The sequence below is a fragment of the Pedobacter riviphilus genome, from assembly GCF_014692875.1.
Classification (GTDB): domain Bacteria; phylum Bacteroidota; class Bacteroidia; order Sphingobacteriales; family Sphingobacteriaceae; genus Pedobacter; species Pedobacter riviphilus.
Genome location: NZ_CP061171.1, coordinates 984,922 through 1,003,942 on the forward strand (window position 1 = coordinate 984,922; position 19,021 = coordinate 1,003,942).

Consider the following 19,021-nt stretch of genomic DNA (forward strand, 5'->3'; position numbering starts at 1 on the left):
TTTCCAGAGAAATGATTTCGACTATTAAGCATAGTGTCAAGTTTTTATTTACAAAGTTTACATTTTTATTTACAATTCTGGTTCTTCATACGGAAAGATATCAAAGTATTTTTGTTGCACCAACTTTAAAAAGATATGAAAAATAAAAAAAACGTCTTAAATGTATCTGATTTATCAGTAGATAGATCAACGTTAATTAAACCTGCAGAAATATGAAAAAAGTTATTTATGTGCTGATCTTACCGCTGGTTGTGGTAAGCGGACTAGTATTTGCCAATCATGAAATTAAAAATGAAACATCTAAAAGAGCAAGCCCAAAAAACCGCTCTGCTGCCGAAAGGGAAGCCGAACTGAAAAAATGGGAGGCCAGCCCTGATGGTGTAAGGTTCAAAAAATGGGAAGCGTCTCCCTCGGGTAAAAAAGTGCATGTCGGTGCTGCTAAAATAAGGGAGCATATAAGTGCTTTTACCGATATGGAAGCCGTTATAACCTCTCTTTCTCTTCCGCCAGGATCAAGGCTAGGTTTTGGCGTAATGGCTAGGATTAATGGTGCCGATTACATTGTAAAATTTGAGCCGGAAAAGTCTCAGCTCGAGCAATTGCATAGCCTGAAAGTTAACGACAAAATAATTATAAGAAGCCATGTCGTATCATCTGCGCCAAAGTATTCATACCCAATAGTATCTGCCGAGTATGTAGAACGAGATGGTAAAGTGATTTTTAAACGTATTCCTCGCAAAGGCGGTTGCTAAACAAATAAATTATAAAATACGTTGTATGCTTTTGCCTTGTGCCTATATCTTATCGTTTTTGTAGAAGGTAAAACAAGACACGTTTACTAAAAGAAAATACCAGGCACGTATTGTATATCGGGAAGAAAGTTTTTAGTAACATTCTTCCCGGTTTTCTTACTCATAAGTCTTATCAATCAGAAAACTCAGCGCATCTTCAATTTCCGATCTTCCTGCTGTGGTTGTTAGGTCTAGTCCGCAGAAAGTGCAGTCGTTTGTTGTGGCGTATATGTCCAAATAATAAATTCCCGATATCAGCAATGCGATAATGGCCCTATATCTTTTGGCGTTTTCTTTGAAATGAGGGTCGGTAATACTTTCAAATAAGCGTGCACCATTTTCTTCACGATCGTTTGCGAGTTTTTTTAGCGATTTACGGTTTTCTATTAAGCCCCAGAGCAAAATTTTCTGTAAATCCTTATTTTTGAAAACATAATCAAATTGGGAGAGGAGCATTTTTTTACAGAATGTTTTCCCTCCATCATTAATTACAGGGCCTCCCGACTCATCTTTTACATTGCTCCAAAAATCCTGGGAGCGGATATATTCGTCAATGAGTTCGTCCTTTCCACCGAAATAGTTATAGATCAATTTTTTGTCCAGGCCTGCAGTACGTGCGATATCGTTAATCTTAAGGCCTGAGAAACCTTTAGTATGGAGTATTTTCTCTACTGCATTTAAAAATTTCTGTTTGCTTTTTTCTTTGTTTCTTAACGATTTAACCCCTGTTTTCTGCTCCATGTGATGAAAAATAATCGTGTGGGAAAAATACACAATCAATTTTAATTATTTTTATCACCAATTGGTGATATATTGTATATTTGTTCTGTGGAAGAAATATATAAATCGATTGTATACATCTTCACTATAATCAAACTGTATTAACTTATTTTAGTTTTGTGACGCTCATCCTGCTCATTCTGAGGGTATCAGGTCTCATTGCGCCGTATATACACGGCAACATGTCTGGTCTGATACTTCAGGGAAGCAGAATAATGATGAATTCCTTTCATTCGCTTTCCATCTTCTTTTTTCGTAACTTCTATACAAAAATGGTATTTTTCATCGATGGATGTGATTGCAAATTTTCCTACGCTTGATATTAGTGAGTTTTGGCCTGATCAAGATTCGGGAAATAATTTGCTTTATCATGAAATAATTGGGAAAAGATCCATTGAAAAACCACACAAACACGATTTTTTTCTTTTTATGCTTTTTGAGCAAGGTAGTGGTATACACACCATCGATTTTATAGATCATCAGGTTACTGGAGGTCAGTTGCATTTATTGTTTCCTGAACAGATCCATAAATGGGAGCTAGGCGAAGAAACCCATGCCCATCAACTTATGATTAGCAGGAGCATATTCGAAACCCTGGCTAACTCTTTGCGCTTTTCATTAATCTTATATCAAAACTATCCCGTTATTAATCTGAGTGCCGACGCTTACGAGAAAATTTTGTACGAATTTCGGAGTATCAGATCTGAACTCGCAAAACCTGCCATACTTTGGGAAATTATCAATGCCAGGATCAGGCTTATTGCGCTAATGGTTAGTGAAGAGGCACAAACATTGTTCAATAACCAAACGGTTTACCAAACCAAACCGGTGTTGTTTAAATACCGTTCGCTTATCGATATGCATTATAAGAAGGAAAAACTTGTTGCATTTTATGCCGATCAGTTAAATATTTCAGCAAATTACCTGAATATGCTATGCAAAAGGCATTTTCATGTGTCAGCCACAGCACTGATCCACGAACGTTTAATTCTCGAAGCAAAGCGGGTTTTACTGACAACCGAAAGGCCTATTAAAGCAATTGCTTTCGACCTCGGTTTTTATGATGTGGCTTATTTTTCTAAATTCTTTAAAAATCAAACCCGGATTACCCCACGTGCATTTCGAGGTTAGTAGTGAATTGCACAAAATTTAGTGCTTAAATTCGATAAATAATTACGGGTAGTTATAAATGATACAATTTTTAATATAAATCCTACTATTCATAAACATAACAGAATATTATTTTTGTGATAAAGAATCCTGTTATGATAAACCCAAATTCGATTTCGAGAAAAGATTTTATTAAAAGCTCATCCATTTTGCTTGCGAGTACCTGTTTACTATCAGCAGAACAGGCCATTGCAGATGGAAATGTAGACCGTTTCTCAGGAAAAACTTTAACATTAAAAAATGTTAAGCTCGAAACGGGATTCGAATATGATCAGGATGAGGTAATTAAAACAAAAACCGAACTTTTCATTATTGAGATTGAAGATGGTAAGTTGAAGCAGGTGCTACCTAATAACCCAAATGCAAAAGCTATCGACGCAAAGGGACTGTTGATGCTTCCAGCTTTCAGGGATATGCACATCCACTTGGATAAAACCTATTATGGATTACCATGGCAGGCACATTTGAAAAAGAACAGATCTGTAAAAGATATGATCGCTTTTGAGCAACAGGTAATCCCAGAGCTTTTAAAAACTTCTATACCACGTTCAGAAAAATTGATTGAATTGCTTCAGTCATACGGAACCAGTTACGCAAGGTCGCATGTGAATATCGATCCTACTTCTGGATTAGATTCATTGAAGCATTTAGAAACCGCATTGTTGCATAAAAAGAAATCTTTTCAGGCAGAGTTAGTAGCTTTCCCTCAGCACGGCATATTTTATACCAAATCTGCAGAACTGTTAAAAGAAGCAGCCAAAATGGATATAGACTTTATTGGTGGCCTTGATCCAACTTCTATTGATGGCGGTATTGAGAAACACATGGATTTTGTAGTACAGTTAGCTTTAGATAATGGAAAAGGGATTGACATTCATCTTCATGAGTCTGGTGAATCTGGCCTAAAAACAATCGAATACCTGATCGATAAAGTAATGGAAAATCCAGTATTAAAAGGAAAAACCTATGTGAGTCATGCTTTTGCACTAAGGTATCTCGATAAAACTAAAACGGAAGAAATAGCTGAAAAACTTGGTGCGGCAAAAATGGGAATAGCTTCAACCATTCCACTTTCTGGTAATCCGATGCCTGTTCCTGTACTGTACAAACATGGTGTAGAAGTAGTAGCAGGTAATGATTGTATTGTTGACCATTGGAATACTTTTGGTACAGGAAGCATTTTGCAAAAGGCAAATATTGCCGCTCAAATTTACGGCTATCGTACAGAATTTGAACTTTCTAGAATATTGAAATTGGCAACGGGTAATATTCTTCCTTTAGATGACCAGGGAAAAAGGCAGTGGCCAAAAGCAGGAGATAAAGCTAATCTGGTACTGGTTGATGCCAGTTGTTCTGCAGAGGCTGTATCACGTGTATCTCCTGTTAAATCATTGATCCATGAAGGGAATCTGGTTTTCTGATTTATGTACACGTAATTGGTTCATATTTTGCTAGCTTAAAGTTATGATTAATGTTAGTCCCGAAGCAAAGCAAAAAGCATTGTTATTTCTCTCACGGAACCAGAAAGTAGCAGCTGTTAAGGTAGTTAAAGATCATAGTGGCTGCGGTTTAAAAGAAGCCAAAGATTATGTAGATGCCTTAGAAGAAGGAGTAAATCAGCCTGTAACCAATCTGGCAGATCTGGATGCAGAGCTATTGGTTATTTTAGATCAGGGCAATAAGTTAAATGCCATTAAACACTATAAGGATGTTAGGGGCCTAGGGCTGGCAGAAAGTAAAGATTATATTGAAAAACTGATACAGTTTAAGGTTAGCGGCAATATGATGCAACAAAGCAGGGATACCGATGTTAAAAATATCGTCTCTGCGAATGTTACAAATAGCCAAAATCCACCCAAAAATTTTTTGATTAAACTGTTGATCATTATTTTGATTGCAGCAGCTTTAGCCTATTTTATGTTTAAAATTTAGCGACAAACATATTGCAATATTTCTGATAGAATTAGAATGTAGGAAGTAGAATTCTTAACTTGATTTTACACACAAAAAATCTTAAGAATATGAAAATTACATTAGATGCAAAATCCCTTTTGTTGGGATTTTTAGGCGCTGGATTGATGTTCACCGCCATCAGTTTTAAAAACGGACAAGACCAAACCGGCAGAAGGTACCACACGGAAGTAAATGCCAACAACATGGTGGTAATCCTTGATAGCGAAACCGGAAATTACATTGTTGCACCATCTATACCTTTGAGCGGAAAAGTACAGTGGATAAAAGGTGAATTTAATAAGACTTTTAATACTGCAATTGATAATAAAAAAGAGCCGAAATAATCAATTGTGTCATAAACGAGGTGAATCAATGGTCTGTGTCTCACAGACCATCTTTGTTTTTACCATAAGAAAAGTCTCAAGAGGTTGTCATCCTGAGCAGGGTAGAAGGACCTTATTACAAGATAACTAAATATAATGAAGAATAGTTTACTTTACACTTATCCGCTCAACTATTGGTTTACCCGTTGCTTCATCAATACCTTCAACCTCTGCATACTTCACATTTGGGAGCCAGAAACTGCCACCCTGTATCCTGATAAATAATCGGGCAACCCTAATGGTTCGGTTGTTTATGGTCACCGAGACGTGATAGCTTTTATCGCTATACTTTTGCAGGTAAAATGGTAATTTTTTGTGTGATACAAACCTAAATTCATATTTATCGGCGCCAAGGGCCTTCGTGTCGATACCGTAGGCAAACTTGCGTTGGATATAACCGAGATCCTTTTTCTGTCCTTTTTCACCGTACCGGATCCAATAAACCTGAATAGGAGCATCGCTATTGATAGTCCCGTTTTCTTTGAGATTTAATGCATAAATTAAAGTGTTTGTATTCGGATCACGCTGGAGGTAAAACAGCATATGATCTATATTTTTAGGTGTTGGAAAACTGAGCGGGGATGGATCTTTCGACTGTGTCCATGCTAGAGGTGAAAACAAGAAGAAGGTTAAAACTATAATGAACGAGGTTTTAAGTAGAATGAGTAGTCTAGGTGGTGTTAAATACATTTTAGGCTTGTTTATTTAAGAGAGCTTTTAAAAGATTTGAGTACTTTTTAAGTGTCGGTTTTGGGTTGATCATGCAGAATTTCTTCATCGATCTCATTAAGCTGTTCATTATAAAGCCGGTCTGATTCTGCCTTACAATGTTCATAATCATCTAATTTTTCGCAGGAAGTGTTTCCGTGGATCTCGAAAAAATCCCTGATGGATGGATAATCAAAATAAACTGACATATTATTAAGTTTAGGTTACCAATTTGAAGGGGATGGCCATTGATTGTTCGCCGAAAACAGTTAAGAAATCTGCTTTCAAACTCATCTTTTCTGCCATTGCAGAAGGAATTAGCACCTTGTTACACAACAGGTTGCTAAGACATCAAAGGGCCATTCCCTACGTCTTTCTTGATAAGTATTAGACGTCATGGACGGAATCGAACCGCCGTACTAGGTTTTGCAGACCTTTACCTAACCACTCGGCCACATGACTATATGGTCTTTTCAAGTAGCTTTAGATTCACTTTTTGAAGAAGACTCAGCAAAAGTAAAAATTAATTACTATAATTTCTATAGAAATAGTAGTTTTTTTGTGAGATTTCTGATTGTTGAGCTTGTTTTATGGTGTAATTTATTGGTTTTTAGTTGTTTGTGTATTTAAAATAAATTGCAGGTAGATCCTGAAACAAGGTGAGGATGATGATTACTCGCATACAACTCGCCATCGTGATCCGATAGTTATCGGATGCAACTAGATTTACAAGATGACTTTAGTATTCAATAAATTAAGGTTAAAGATTCTTGACTGCGTTAACAAAGACTGATTTAGAAAATCGGTCGTCATTTCCTTTGCTTAGCGAAGGAAATGACGATTCGCCTATACCTATCATCACTACTCTTTTGCTTTCTTGTTAAGATACCTGCCTCTCCGAACGGCCTAATGCTACGCCCTTGCATAATTCCCTCAGTCCAATTTCTTCTTTAATTGTAAATTATATTTCTGTAAATCAATTGTTTACTGATAAAGTCTATAAAATCTATAGGAATACTTGTTTAAATTAAACGAAGTTTATACCTTTACAAAAAAAATAATAGTTCACTAGCAAATTTACGTTCAAGATGAAACTCCGCAGACAACCTCAGCCATATCCCCTGATCAATTATTCAGATCAGTATAACTGCTGTTGCCGCTAATATAAGCTAAGATACAGATCACCTGTTAAAGGTTTTCATTCAGATATTCTTATTTAAAAATCCTGGTACCCCGGGGCCTTTTGATAGAATATTATGGTGGTCATGTATTTAAGTCAATAAGTTGCCGGGGTATCAGGAACAGCCCAAACTAATCACCACCACTAGTTTAGGTTATTACTCTAATTAATTCACCACCATTAATTAGTTGATTTATACAGAAGAAGGGAGAGTCAGTACTCGTTGAACTTCTAGCAACTTTCCATAGGAAAAAGTGCTCAAACTGATCTAGCAATAGATTATAAATTAACCAATAACAAGTAAACTCACGTTTCCTGTTAGGGATTTCATTAAAAGCATAACAGTTGTTTAAACAGCCTGTATCTGTGCTATATGGTTTTCTGTGGGAGAAATCGTGCCTTGTTATTAAAAACTCTAAAACGATAGTGTTTAACTAATAATGATGATTATGAAAATGAAAATTTCCTCAAGAATTGCATGCCTAACCACCTCAGTCCTGTTACTGGGAGGCATTGCATCCGCCAAGGTGGCAAAACCATTCCCAAAAGAAGGGATTTGGAGGGGCGAGTTTAATGTAAGCGAATCAAAAGTGCCATTTAACTTCGAATTAAAAGGTAAAAATCCTCAAACGGCCATCTTAACTTTAATTAATGGCTCCAGACGTGATGATTTTCATGTAGAAAGACGTGGTGATGATTCCATCTATGTAAAAATGAATACCTACGATGCTGCTTTGGTGGCAAAAATAGAAACTGATGGCACTTTATCGGGCGAATACCGCAGTCTGGTACCTGGTTTCAGGGGCAATTCACTTCCCTTTGTAGCAGAGCATGGTAAAAATTACCGCTTTGTAGAACCTGGAAAAGATATCGCACCAAAACACAATATCTCTGGCAAGTGGGAAATAAAAACCTATACCAAAGAAGCTGTACCAGCATCTATTGCTTTATTAAAGCAGAATGGAAATAAACTTACCGGAGTAATCATGACTGTTGTGGGCGATACACGGGAGCTTGAAGGTACTGTACAGGGTGATGAATTTGAGTTGTCTGGCTTTACCGGACCAAGTCCTTTTATTGTAAAAGGAAAAATTAACGACGATAACAGCATTACTGGTGAACAGGGTTTCGGAATTTATAAAAACCTGAAATTTGATGGCCAGCGCAACGAAAATGCCGAGCTTCCTGATCCTTACAAGCTTACTTTTCTTAAAGAAGGTTATAAAAAACTTGATTTTACCTTTCCAGATCTAACAGGAAAAAATGTTTCCTTAAGTGATGATAAATACAAAGGTAAGGTCGTAATTATTGAAACGATTGGTACCTGGTGCCCAAATTGTACCGATCAAACGGTTTTTCTTTCGCCATGGTTTAAAAAGAACCAAAAACGAGGCGTGGAAGCCATTGCGATTGGTTTCGAACAAAAAGATGATCTCGAATATGCCAAATACACGTTGGGTAAATTGAAAGAGAAATATGGTATCACTTACGATATCCTGTTTGGTGGCATTGCCGATAAAAAAGTAGTGGCTGAAAAACTGCCTGCGCTAAATAAATTCATTGCTTTTCCAACAACCATCATTATCGATAGAAAAGGAAATGTAAGAGAAATTTATACCGGCTATACAGGCACCGTAACCGGAAAATACTTTAACGATTACGAAACCAAATTTAACAAAGTGCTCGACGAGCTGATTGCTGAACCAGTACCCGAAAAACTGGCTTCAGCAGAAACACTAAAAAGTAAATAACCTAAACTAAGTATAAACAAAATATTAGGCTGTATTTCATTGCAGCCTATATTTTAACCTACACTTAAAACTATACAAGATGAAAACTTACTTTGCTAAAATGCAGGTGCTGGCACTGGCATCGCTCATTTCTACAACAGCCTTTGCTGTAAATAAGGTGCATGAAGAACCGAAAACAGCCAAAAAATTTATAAAAGAAGGAATTTGGCGTGGTGTTTTTAAGGTAGCTGAAACAGAAGTGCCTTTTAATTTCGAACTGAAAGGAAAAGATGCAGCGCATGCCACGTTTACACTGTTAAACGGTACGCGGAGAGACGATTTCCACATCAAATACCTGGGACAGGATTCACTATTTATCAAAATGAATACTTACGATGCAGCTTTGGTGGCCAAAATTGAAAGTGATGGCCGGATCTCTGGCGAATATAGAAGCCTGGTGCCAGGTTTGCAGGGCAATGCTTTGCCTTTTACTGCAGAGCAAGGTAAATCTTACCGTTTTGTTGAGCCGGGAAAAGACGTTGCACCTGTTGCCAATTTAACTGGTAAATGGGAGTTTAAAGGTTTTTCTAAAGAAGCTGTTCCAAACAAAGTTGCCATATTAAAACAAGAAGGAAATAAACTTACTGGTGTAATTATGCAGGTAACCGGCGATAGCCGTGAGCTTGAAGGTACCGTTCAGGGAAATCAATTTGTACTTTCTGGTTTTAGTGGACCAAGCCCTAAAATTTATAAGGGTACCATTAACGAAGACGGTACACTTTCGGGTGAAATTAGCCAGGGCATTTACGATAACTTAAAGTTTACCGGCGTAAAAGACAGTAAGGCAGAATTGCCAGATCCTTATAAACTAACACATTTAAAGGAAGGTGTTAAAAAACTTGCTTTTACTTTTCCCGATCTGAATGGCAAACCTGTTTCGTTAACTGATGATAAATATAAAGGTAAGGTTGTGATTGTAGAACTGGTGGGTACCTGGTGCCCCAACTGTACCGACCAAACCGTATTCCTTTCTCCTTGGTTCAATAAAAATTCGAAAAGAGGGGTAGAAGCCATCGCCATTGGTTTCGAGCAGAAAGATGATCTTGAGTATGGAAAATATACACTTGGAAAGCTTCGCGATAAATACAACATTAAATACGATATCCTATTTGGCGGATTGGCCGATAAAAGATTGGTTGCCGATAAACTTCCGGCATTAAACAAATTCATTGCTTATCCAACCACCATTATTATCGATAGAAAAGGAGAAGTACGCGAAATATACACGGGTTACACTGGTACCGTTACAGGTAAATATTACGATGATTACGAGAAAAAATTCAATAAAGTTCTGGATGAATTAATCGCAGAACCAGTACCATCAGCAGCCTATTTTGAGGCACAAGCAAATGGAAAATAACTAAACCACCAAAACTAAATACCATATATAACATGTTACAGTATAAAACGATTGCACTTATTGCTACCACAGTTGTAGCTTCATCTTTCATCGCTTTAAACGGGCCTAAACCTAAACTAAAGGTAGCTACCGAAGCCACATCAAGGAAATTGGTAAACTATAAAGTAAGCCCTGAACAAAGTAAATTAACATGGTTAGCTAAAAAGGTAACTGGAGAACATTCAGGCACCATCAATGTAACTTCTGGATCGCTGACTTTAGATAATAAAGTGCTAAAAGGCGGTAGTTTCGAACTCGATACAAAAACCATTGCGGTTACCGATTTAACGGATAAAGAAACCAATGCAAAACTATTGGGGCACTTAAAAAGTGCTGATTTTTTTGCTGTTGATAAGTTTGATAAAGCTACATTCAATATCACTTCTGCCAAAAGTACAGGTGCAGGAACTTATGATGTTAAAGGAAAACTGACCATTAAAGGCATTACGAATGAAATCAGTTTTCCAGCAACAGTTAAACAAGAAGGTAATAAAGTTACAGCCAATGCAAAAATTACGGTCGATAGAACCAAGTATGATATCAAATTCAGGTCGAAAAGCTTTTTCGAAAACCTGGGCGATAAAGCCATTTATGATGATTTTGAGCTGAATGTACAGCTTGTTGCTAATAATTAAAGAATCTCTTGTTAAGGTTAGTGGTGATGGGAGGATGTGTGGTTCTCCCTGCCGCTAGCTATATCTGGTTGTCATTCTAAACGCCAGTGAAGAATCCTTAAAGTCGTCATCCTGAATTCATTTCAGGGTCTATCATGCGGAAAATATGCTGAACTAAATTCAGCATTGACGACAAATTGATCCGAACCGAATAAAACAATGAAAAGAAGCAAACTCATAATTCCCCTAAGCCTTATCGTGTTAGTGATCCTAATGGCGGGCTTCGGTGCAGACGATCCAGCTGTAATTAACAGCAAAGAACGTTTGGGCGAAAAACTGTTTTTTGATCCGATCCTTTCTAAAGATAAAAGCATTAGTTGCGCCTCTTGCCATAAACCAGAGTTTGCTTTTGCAGACACCAGCGCCGTGAGTTTAGGCGTAGGGGGAACCAAAGGAACGCGTAATTCGCCGTCGGTAACTAATCTTTCAGGCAGGCCAAACTTATTTTGGGATGGCAGAGCTGCTTCTTTGGAAGATCAGGCTTTGCAGCCCATCATCAATCCGGTAGAAATGAACCTGCCCATTGCCGATGCCATTGATCGCTTGCAAAAAGATAAGGATTATACAGTGTTATTCCAGAAGATTTTCAATTCTCCGCCTACACAAAAGAATTTGCTACTGGCCATTGCCTCTTTCGAAAGAACGTTAGAAACCGCAAACAGCCCTTACGATCGGTATATTAATGGTGATGACAAAGCCATATCTGAAAATGCAAAGCGAGGCAGAATGTTGTTCATCGGAAAAGCCAATTGTAACAATTGCCATTCGGGCGAAGATTTTACCGCCGACCGTTTTAAAGGAATTGGGTTATTTAATGAATTAGAGCTAAAAGACCAAGGCAGATTTGAGGTAACACACAACCCTGAGCATAAAGGGCATTTTAAAATACCTGGTTTAAGGAACGTTGGCATTACGGCACCATACATGCACAATGGAATGTTTAAAACACTAAAAGAAGTAATCCAATATTACAATAACCCAGATGCGGTAATCAAAAATGGGAAAAACAGGGATCTTTCTTTAAATAAACCGTTAGGCTTGAGCGAAACTGAAATAAACGATATAGAGGCTTTTTTGCTTTCGCTGACCGATGATAGATTCAAAAACAAAAATGATTAAATAGGCATAGCCAGATCAAAAACCTTTAAAACTTAATTTTTAACACATTTTTTCCACTCAAAATAAGGTGGATGGCCATTGGTATGTCTATTCCAAAATAAATAAAATGAAGATAAAACTACTTTTAATATTGCTGTTAACTACAGTCGCTTACTCCAAATTAGCCGCTCAGCAAAAAATCATCACGGGGGTGGTTGTTTCTGCAGAAAATAAAACGCCATTACCAGGAGTATCTGTAAAGATCAAAGGGCTCGATGGTTCTACCGTTACCGATAAGGATGGAGTATTTAAAATTTCTACCAAAAACGGGCGATTTATCGAGGTTTCTTATATCGGTTATAAAACCGCTACCATCGAAATTGGATCCTCTACGAAATTGAACGTTTCGCTCGAACAGGCCGATAACACTTTAACCGAATTGCAGATTGTAGGTTCAAGGAATGCCAATCGTACCAAACTCAATTCGCCTGTTCCAGTTGATGTGATCGATTTAAAAACATTACAACAGACCTCCCCACAGGCCAGCGTAACGCAATTACTCCAGTATGTTTCGCCATCTTTTCACTCTTCGGTTTCGGGTGGTGGTGATGCCGCATCGGCAACTTCTACCGTGCAGTTAAAAGGACTGGGGGTAGACCAGGTGTTGGTTTTGGTAAATGGTAAAAGAAGACATAAAAGCTCCAACATCAGTTGGGGTGGTTTGGGCAATGGCGCTACAGGATATGACCTGAATGCCATCCCGGTGGGATCGATAGATCGTATCGAAATTTTACGCGATGGTGCTGCGGCCCAATACGGATCGGATGCCATTGCTGGGGTAATCAACGTGGTATTGAAAAATACTGCCGATGAAATTACCGCAAGTACCATTGAAAGTATCCGGCGTAGAGGTGATGGATTAACCACCAGGACCAATGCCAATATCGGACTTAAATTAGGTGCAAAAGGTTTTCTAAACATCACCGGCGAATATGCTACACAGGCAGTATCGCTTCCTTCTGGCAATTACTCAGATGGAATATACATTGGTCCGGCTTATGGCGGAGGAGCAAACACGCGGGGTTTCGATCAGATTTACACCAAAGAAATTGATGATGCTATTATTGCCAGTCGAGGCATTGATCGCCACTATTTTGATCAGCGTGGCTCGACGAATAAATCAAAAGATGGTTTGTTATCGTTCAATGCCGGAATTCCCTTGAAAGATGGTTTTGAAGTGTACTCATTTGGTGGAATCAGCCACCGAAATTCGCAGTTTACAGCTGTTTACCGTTTGCCAGGATGGACAGAAAGGAACAATACTTTTGTTTATCCAGATGGATTTTTGCCGGCTATGGATAACATCATTACTGATCAATCTTTGGCAATAGGTGTAAAAGGCAAGATAAGTGGATGGAATTTTGATGTCTCGAATGTGTACGGTAGAAATGCTTTTGATAATATTATCAGCAATACGCTGAATGCCAGTTTAGGTCAAAAAACACCGCGTACTTTTAATGCAGGTAGCTATAACGCTTCACAGAATAGCGGAAGTTTAGATTTTTCGAGGAAATTTGATAAAGTGCTTAACGGATTAAACGTTGCCTTTGGTGGTCAGTACCGTGTAGAAACCTATCAGATTATTGCAGGTGAAGAAGGTTCTTATTCGAAAGCAGATTTAAGCCCCATTTATTCTATTGGTTATACTACAGGCGGAATACCATATTTTGTAGCTGCCGGAAGTACTCCATTAAATGGGCTTTCACCAGGTTCGCAGATCCATGCTGGTTTCAGACCTTCCAATGAAGTAAATGTAAAACGTTCTATTTCTGCGGCTTATGCGGATCTCGAACTGAATGTAACCGATAAATGGCTTTTATCAGGCGCAGTAAGGGTAGAAAATTATTCTGATTTTGGTAGTGTAACTACCTATAAAGCAGCAAGCCGATATGGTTTTGCAAAATGGTTAGCCGTTCGAGGTGGTTTTAATACCGGTTTCAGGGCTCCCGATCTGGCACAGTTTTATTATACCGAAACTTCTACTACCTTTCAGAATGGTGTAGCAATTGATCAGGTTACGGCAAACAATGTTAATCCTGCAACAAAGGCTTTGGGCATTCCGTCGCTTCAACCCGAAAAATCGAAAGGTTATTCTGCTGGATTAACTTCACAGCCAATCCAAAATGTTGAATTGACAGTTGATGCTTATCAGATTGATATTAAAGACCGTGTAGGGAATACCGGACGTTTTTCTGCAACGGACGTTAACTTACCTGCCGATGTAAGGGCATTGTTTGTACAGACGGGTACTGTACAGGCCAAGTTCTTTTATAATTCTTTTAGCACCAGAACGAGGGGAATTGAATTTACAGGAAGTTACCGCTTTTTGCTCCCTAATGGAGGTAATGTAGCTTTTTTAGCTGGGGCAAACCTGCAGAAAACTACTTTAACAAAAGTAAACACACCGAAGGGGCTTGAAGCTTATCGCTATATCATTTTTGACGAAAGTGAAGAGGTTCGGGTAACGCGCAGTATTCCAAAAACCAAGATCACCCTTCAGGGAACATATAATATTAATAAGTTTAACTTTTTATTACGCAGCGTATATTTTGGTTCTGTATCGGCAGTGAGCCAATTGAATGCCAGTTTTCCTAAACCTGATTATTATTATCAAACCTATAGCCCGATCTGGATTACCGATATTTCTGCAGGTTACAGGATTACCCCGGTATTGCAGGCTACTGTTGGTGTAAATAATCTGTTCAATGTGCTTGGCGATTATTCTATTCCTGCTCCTGGAAGCAATATTACCAGAACAAATTCACCGAGTGCTGCACAATCGGGTACCAGCACAGGTTTACAACCATTTATCAGGCTTTCGGCCACTTTTAAATAAAATGAAGCATATGAGAATTTATAAATTTCCAATATTATTTTTTGCACTAGCCACTACTTTGTTTGCTTCCTGCAAAAAAACAGATTATCTCGATATAAATGCTGGCGACAGACCCGCTTTAAGTGCTAAGGTGAAGTTTATCAATGCCAGACAATCAACCGTAGCTGTTAATTTTTGGGATTTTACCCGAAAAGTTACCGCAACCGCACTTCAACGGAATACGGCTACTGGTTATCTCGATACCCAGTTCGGAAAAGTACAGTTCAACCTCACCGAAGGAACCGAAGCTTCGTACAAGGCCTCATACATTTTCGGAGGCAGTGCAAATTTTGTACAGGAAACAAATTCAGCATCCTTTGCTGGTCCAAATGGACCTATTGCCAATTTTGCGCACAGTTTGTTCACGGTTAAAAAAAGATTAACCAGTACCTTAAATCCAGGTAATATTGATAGTTTGATCCTCGTTTATGATGATCTTACGCTTCCTGCATCGGGAAAAGCCAAAATTAGGTTTGCCAATTTTTCGCCAGATGCACCAAAAGTTGACCTTACTTATGCCGCAGGTACAGAAATATTTGCAGGTGTAGCTTATGGCAATTTTGGTAACCAAGCCGTCATTCCTTACATCTCTGGAAAAGCGCCTGCTACTATTGAAGGTTTAACGTGGAAAACACTAGGGCCTTTTAAAGAAATCGATGCGGGTACAAACCTAAGTCTAGTTGTTAAAGATAATACGACTAAGGCAGCTATTCCTTTAACAAACAGTGCTTTAAACGCCATTACTTTCGAGGCCGGGAAAATTTATACGGTTTATATTAACGGTACAGTAGGGGGAGCACCTGGTATTACTGCTACCATAATTACGCACAATTAATACCATATGAAAATTTAGGTCGGTGAGAAACCGACCGATAGAAAAAACTCCTGGCTCTTAACAGGTTTATATTTGGTTAGAAAAAGGGGCATGTCTGGATAGAATGCCCCTTTGTTTTTTAATAGTGGTCGTTATTTCGAGCGTAGTCAAGAAATCTATGAATTGAATATGGCTTATAGATCTTTCCATTCCGTTGCACTTCAGCTGAGATGACGTTTCTTTAGAAGTTACCCCAATTTCCTTCCGGTATTAATCACATTAACCCCATTAAAACGGGTAGTGGCACTTCCGTGTGAAACGGCACTTGCTTGTCCTGGCTGACCTTTTCCATCTGAAAATGTTCCGCCCAACCTGTAATCGCTTTTATCGCAGCGTTGTACACAGGAGTTCCAGAATTCTTGTGTATTGGCTTGGTAAGCAGCATCTTTAAACATACCTACAATTTTACCTTCCTTAATTTCGTAGGCCAGCTGTGCGCTGAACTGGAAATTATAACGTTGTTGATCGATAGAATAAGAATTTCGGCCGAACATGTAAATCCCTTTCTCTACATTTTTAACCATGTCGGCAGCACTTAGGGCTACATTTCCAGGGGCTAATGAAACATTTGGCATCCTTTGGAACTGAATACTGTCCCAGCTATCTGCATAGCAACAACCCTGTGATGCTTTTAAACCTAAAATATGTGCCTGATCGCGGATGGTCTGGTAATTTACCAAAATCCCATCTTTAATAATATCCCATTGGCCACATTTTACGCCTTCATCATCATAACCCACAGCGCCCAATGAACCTACTTCTAGTTTATCGCCAATGATGTTTACCTCTTTACTTCCGAAGTTGAATTTTTTGCTTTCCCATTTGTCCAGCGTTAAGAAACTGGTTCCTGCATAATTCGCCTCATAACCTAAAACGCGGTCTAACTCTGTCGGGTGACCAACAGATTCGTGGATGGTTAAAAATAGGTGAGAAGGATCTAAAACCAGGTCGTATTTGCCGGGGGCAACAGGTTTGGCTTTTAGTTTTTCATCAACATGTACAGCTGCTTCGCGTACATCCTCCAAAATATCGTAACGCTTTTTGTACATTGTAACCGGGCCACCTTTAATTTTTTCTTCTTCTTTTGGTTTCAGGTATTCAAAACCCATGCCCATTGGTGCACTTAAGGCATTTCTGGTTTCGAACTTACCGCTGGCCGCATCCGTTTTGGTTAGGGTAAAGGTTGGCCATATTCTGTGGATATCCTGATCGATATAAGAACCATCCGTAGAAGCAAAATATTTTTGCTCATTGATCATAAAGAGATTGGAGCTGATGTACTTTGCACCACCTTTCATGGCTTCACTGTTTACTTTTAAGAGGAGATCAACTTTATCGGCAATGGGTACTTCAAAGGCATTAATTTCAACTGGTGTTTTCCAGCTAGCTTCGCCATACCCTTTTTGTGCTGCCAATTGCACAGGCTCTTCCATCAGTTTTGAGTTTCCTTTGGCAATGGCTACGGCAGTCTCGGCAGCTTTTGCAATACTGGCATTATCCAGGTTGTTGGTTGCTGCGAACCCCCAGCTTCCATTGGCGATAACGCGCACGCCTAAACCATACGATTCGGAATTAGAGATGTTTTCGACCCTGGTTTCTCTTGTGGCCACAACCTGGTTTAAATATCGTCCTATACGCACATCGGCATATGTTGCACCCTTGCTTTTTGCAGCGTTTAGTGCAACATCGGCCATTTTCTTCTTTAAGGCAACATCAACTGGCGTTAAAGCTTCTTCAACAGAAATAATTTTGCCAAAGGCAGGGATGTTGGGCATCATGCTGGCACCAATACCAACGCCTGTCATGTATAGAAAATCTCTTCTTCTCAATTTTTAGTAGTTTTAAATTCTTAAGTTGGTCGTCATTCCCAACCTGATTGGGAATCGTAATGCAATAGCTTTAGGATTCCCGCCTGCGCGGGAATGACGAATCGCCTATGTCTGTACTTCGGTTGAGATGACGATTCAATTAAATCGCATCCGATAGTGAAGTAAACGTAAAATCGCGGATTTTCATCGGCGGAATTAATCCACTTCCTGTTCTCACCGGTTTACCTAAAGCTTCCACATTGTTCAGCATAATCACCGGACTCTCATTAAACCTGAAATTCTTGATCGGGAATTTAATTTCGCCGTTTTCGATGTAAAAAGTACCATCACGTGTTAAACCAGTCAGTAGTAACGTTTGAGGATCTACAGAACGGATGTACCAGAAACGGGTAACCAATATGCCTTTTTCAGTGCTTTTGATCAAATCTTCCAAAGATTGTGTTCCACCTTCAATGATCATGCTGCGGCTAAAAGGAAGCGGTTGAACATTTTTCTGTGCAGCCCAATATCTTGAATAAGACAGGTTTTTAACTACCCCTTTTTCAACCCATTGTGTTCTTTTTACTGGTAAACCTTCGCCTGTAAATGTCGAAGATGGGATTTCAGTATTCATTGGATCAGAGTAGATATTTACATTTTCTGAGAACAATTGCTCTCCTAAACGTGTGCCACCACCTTTTTTGCTCATAAAGCTCCGTCCTTCGTCAGCACTTCTGGCATCAAAACCCCTAAACATGTTGCCGATAATATCGCTGGCTGCAAGTGGTTCTAAAATAACAGTATATTTCCCTGGTTCGATGGCTTTTGCACCTGCAGAACCATTTGCTTTGCTTGCTGCAATTTTACTAAGCGCCAGCGTATCCATTTTATCGAGGTCATTAAAACCTTGCTCAACATAGCCTGATCCTGTTCCTTGCTTGTTTCTAACGGTTACCGAAAAAGAAACATCGGTACCTTTATTATAGGCGAACAAACCTTTAGAATTCATGATCGCGTTAAAACGGGTTGAGTTTTCCAAGAAACCAGCTGCATCTAAACCCGCTGCTTTGGATACACTTAAACTTTTTCCTACCATTTCTGCCCTGGTATCAGGTGTCATAGCGGCAGTTTTAGCATTGTACGTATTCGATTCTGCAAAAGTCTGCGGGCCTAATGGAGGCATAAACTCAGGATTTTCTGGTGCCAGCATAGCCAGTTCTTCTGCTCTTTTTACTACTTTTTGCAAAGAGGCATCATCAAATTCGTTAATGGTAGCTGTACCTGTTTTTTTACCAAAAGTGGAGCTTACCCCTAAACTCATGGTGCTGATCTGACCTGCGGTGGAAACAGCGTTACGGGCATAACGGATATTTCCGCCATCAGAACCGTTTAAACCTACTTCGCAGAAATCGGCTTTAGAAAAACCGATTACCTTTTTTAATATCGCTTGGGCTTCTTCTTTACTTAATATGGCCATA

The 19,021-nt window shown here is 38.9% G+C and carries 16 protein-coding genes, 1 tRNA gene and 2 riboswitches; of the genes, 11 read left to right on the forward strand and 6 right to left on the reverse strand.

Annotated elements, in window-relative coordinates:
- Positions 1–212: 212 nt before the first annotated feature.
- The gene (locus tag H9N25_RS04120) at positions 213–752 is read left to right on the forward strand and encodes a hypothetical protein (RefSeq protein WP_190328035.1); all 540 of its coding nucleotides are present in this window, start codon (positions 213–215) and stop codon (positions 750–752) included.
- A gap of 156 nt (positions 753–908) precedes the next feature.
- On the opposite strand, the gene H9N25_RS04125 is transcribed toward H9N25_RS04120, so the two are convergent.
- Complete coding sequence (locus H9N25_RS04125) at positions 909–1,532, reverse strand: TetR/AcrR family transcriptional regulator (RefSeq protein ID WP_190328036.1); 624 nt, start codon at positions 1,530–1,532, stop codon at positions 909–911.
- Between the two features lie 327 nt (positions 1,533–1,859).
- Here H9N25_RS04125 and H9N25_RS04130 point away from each other — a divergent pair, with 327 nt between their 5' ends.
- The 4 genes from H9N25_RS04130 (at position 1,860) to H9N25_RS04145 (ending at position 5,038) form a co-directional block, all read left to right on the forward strand.
- Positions 1,860–2,702, forward strand: coding sequence for an AraC family transcriptional regulator (locus tag H9N25_RS04130; protein ID WP_190328037.1), 843 nt, complete (start codon positions 1,860–1,862; stop codon positions 2,700–2,702).
- A 134-nt stretch (positions 2,703–2,836) separates the two neighbouring features.
- Positions 2,837–4,162: an amidohydrolase gene (locus H9N25_RS04135; protein WP_223833575.1), complete on the forward strand. Its 1,326-nt coding sequence runs from the start codon at positions 2,837–2,839 to the stop codon at positions 4,160–4,162.
- A gap of 43 nt (positions 4,163–4,205) precedes the next feature.
- Complete coding sequence (locus H9N25_RS04140) at positions 4,206–4,673, forward strand: ribosomal protein L7/L12 (RefSeq protein WP_190328038.1); 468 nt, start codon at positions 4,206–4,208, stop codon at positions 4,671–4,673.
- An 89-nt stretch (positions 4,674–4,762) separates the two neighbouring features.
- Complete coding sequence (locus H9N25_RS04145) at positions 4,763–5,038, forward strand: hypothetical protein (protein ID WP_190328039.1); 276 nt, start codon at positions 4,763–4,765, stop codon at positions 5,036–5,038.
- A 147-nt stretch (positions 5,039–5,185) separates the two neighbouring features.
- On the opposite strand, the gene H9N25_RS04150 is transcribed toward H9N25_RS04145, so the two are convergent.
- From H9N25_RS04150 to H9N25_RS04160, 3 genes are all read right to left on the reverse strand, one after another.
- Positions 5,186–5,620, reverse strand: a complete 435-nt coding sequence (locus tag H9N25_RS04150; protein ID WP_223833576.1) for a DUF4833 domain-containing protein — start codon at positions 5,618–5,620, stop codon at positions 5,186–5,188.
- A 194-nt stretch (positions 5,621–5,814) separates the two neighbouring features.
- Entirely contained in the window at positions 5,815–5,994 is a 180-nt protein-coding gene (locus tag H9N25_RS04155) for a hypothetical protein (protein ID WP_167293529.1), read from the reverse strand.
- Positions 5,995–6,072: 78 nt separating this feature from the next.
- A riboswitch (SAM riboswitch) is annotated at positions 6,073–6,172 on the reverse strand.
- Between the two features lie 4 nt (positions 6,173–6,176).
- Positions 6,177–6,247, reverse strand: a tRNA-Cys gene (locus H9N25_RS04160).
- A 908-nt stretch (positions 6,248–7,155) separates the two neighbouring features.
- A riboswitch (SAM riboswitch) is annotated at positions 7,156–7,253 on the forward strand.
- Between the two features lie 161 nt (positions 7,254–7,414).
- Between H9N25_RS04160 and H9N25_RS04165 the strand changes: the two genes are divergently transcribed.
- From H9N25_RS04165 to H9N25_RS04190, 6 genes are all read left to right on the forward strand, one after another.
- The gene (locus H9N25_RS04165; protein WP_223833577.1) at positions 7,415–8,716 is read left to right on the forward strand and encodes a peroxiredoxin family protein; all 1,302 of its coding nucleotides are present in this window, start codon (positions 7,415–7,417) and stop codon (positions 8,714–8,716) included.
- 79 nt (positions 8,717–8,795) lie between these two features.
- Positions 8,796–10,115 (forward strand): peroxiredoxin family protein, encoded by a 1,320-nt coding sequence (locus H9N25_RS04170; protein ID WP_208398863.1) that lies wholly within the window; start codon positions 8,796–8,798, stop codon positions 10,113–10,115.
- A 32-nt stretch (positions 10,116–10,147) separates the two neighbouring features.
- Positions 10,148–10,789: a YceI family protein gene (locus tag H9N25_RS04175; RefSeq protein ID WP_190328041.1), complete on the forward strand. Its 642-nt coding sequence runs from the start codon at positions 10,148–10,150 to the stop codon at positions 10,787–10,789.
- Positions 10,790–10,987: 198 nt separating this feature from the next.
- Positions 10,988–11,947, forward strand: a complete 960-nt coding sequence (locus H9N25_RS04180; RefSeq protein WP_190328042.1) for a cytochrome-c peroxidase — start codon at positions 10,988–10,990, stop codon at positions 11,945–11,947.
- A gap of 106 nt (positions 11,948–12,053) precedes the next feature.
- On the forward strand, positions 12,054–14,822 hold the full coding sequence (locus tag H9N25_RS04185; RefSeq protein WP_223833578.1) for a TonB-dependent receptor: 2,769 nt from the start codon (positions 12,054–12,056) through the stop codon (positions 14,820–14,822).
- A 10-nt stretch (positions 14,823–14,832) separates the two neighbouring features.
- Positions 14,833–15,696, forward strand: a complete 864-nt coding sequence (locus tag H9N25_RS04190; RefSeq protein WP_190328043.1) for a DUF4397 domain-containing protein — start codon at positions 14,833–14,835, stop codon at positions 15,694–15,696.
- Positions 15,697–15,923: 227 nt separating this feature from the next.
- On the opposite strand, the gene H9N25_RS04195 is transcribed toward H9N25_RS04190, so the two are convergent.
- Positions 15,924–17,564, reverse strand: a complete 1,641-nt coding sequence (locus H9N25_RS04195) for a TldD/PmbA family protein (protein ID WP_190328044.1) — start codon at positions 17,562–17,564, stop codon at positions 15,924–15,926.
- Between the two features lie 139 nt (positions 17,565–17,703).
- Positions 17,704–19,020, reverse strand: a complete 1,317-nt coding sequence (locus tag H9N25_RS04200; RefSeq protein ID WP_167293535.1) for a TldD/PmbA family protein — start codon at positions 19,018–19,020, stop codon at positions 17,704–17,706.
- Between the last annotated feature and the right edge of the window lies 1 nt (position 19,021).

Coding starts and splice junctions, on each gene's coding strand:
- H9N25_RS04120 (WP_190328035.1), top strand. CDS start 213: ATGAAAAAAGTTATTTATGTGCTGATCTTACCGCTGGTTGTGGTAAGC.
- H9N25_RS04125 (WP_190328036.1), bottom strand. CDS start 1,532: ATGGAGCAGAAAACAGGGGTTAAATCGTTAAGAAACAAAGAAAAAAGC.
- H9N25_RS04130 (WP_190328037.1), top strand. CDS start 1,860: ATGGATGTGATTGCAAATTTTCCTACGCTTGATATTAGTGAGTTTTGG.
- H9N25_RS04135 (WP_223833575.1), top strand. CDS start 2,837: ATGATAAACCCAAATTCGATTTCGAGAAAAGATTTTATTAAAAGCTCA.
- H9N25_RS04140 (WP_190328038.1), top strand. CDS start 4,206: ATGATTAATGTTAGTCCCGAAGCAAAGCAAAAAGCATTGTTATTTCTC.
- H9N25_RS04145 (WP_190328039.1), top strand. CDS start 4,763: ATGAAAATTACATTAGATGCAAAATCCCTTTTGTTGGGATTTTTAGGC.
- H9N25_RS04150 (WP_223833576.1), bottom strand. CDS start 5,620: ATGCTGTTTTACCTCCAGCGTGATCCGAATACAAACACTTTAATTTAT.
- H9N25_RS04155 (WP_167293529.1), bottom strand. CDS start 5,994: ATGTCAGTTTATTTTGATTATCCATCCATCAGGGATTTTTTCGAGATC.
- H9N25_RS04165 (WP_223833577.1), top strand. CDS start 7,415: ATGAAAATGAAAATTTCCTCAAGAATTGCATGCCTAACCACCTCAGTC.
- H9N25_RS04170 (WP_208398863.1), top strand. CDS start 8,796: ATGAAAACTTACTTTGCTAAAATGCAGGTGCTGGCACTGGCATCGCTC.
- H9N25_RS04175 (WP_190328041.1), top strand. CDS start 10,148: ATGTTACAGTATAAAACGATTGCACTTATTGCTACCACAGTTGTAGCT.
- H9N25_RS04180 (WP_190328042.1), top strand. CDS start 10,988: ATGAAAAGAAGCAAACTCATAATTCCCCTAAGCCTTATCGTGTTAGTG.
- H9N25_RS04185 (WP_223833578.1), top strand. CDS start 12,054: ATGAAGATAAAACTACTTTTAATATTGCTGTTAACTACAGTCGCTTAC.
- H9N25_RS04190 (WP_190328043.1), top strand. CDS start 14,833: ATGAGAATTTATAAATTTCCAATATTATTTTTTGCACTAGCCACTACT.
- H9N25_RS04200 (WP_167293535.1), bottom strand. CDS start 19,020: ATGGCCATATTAAGTAAAGAAGAAGCCCAAGCGATATTAAAAAAGGTA.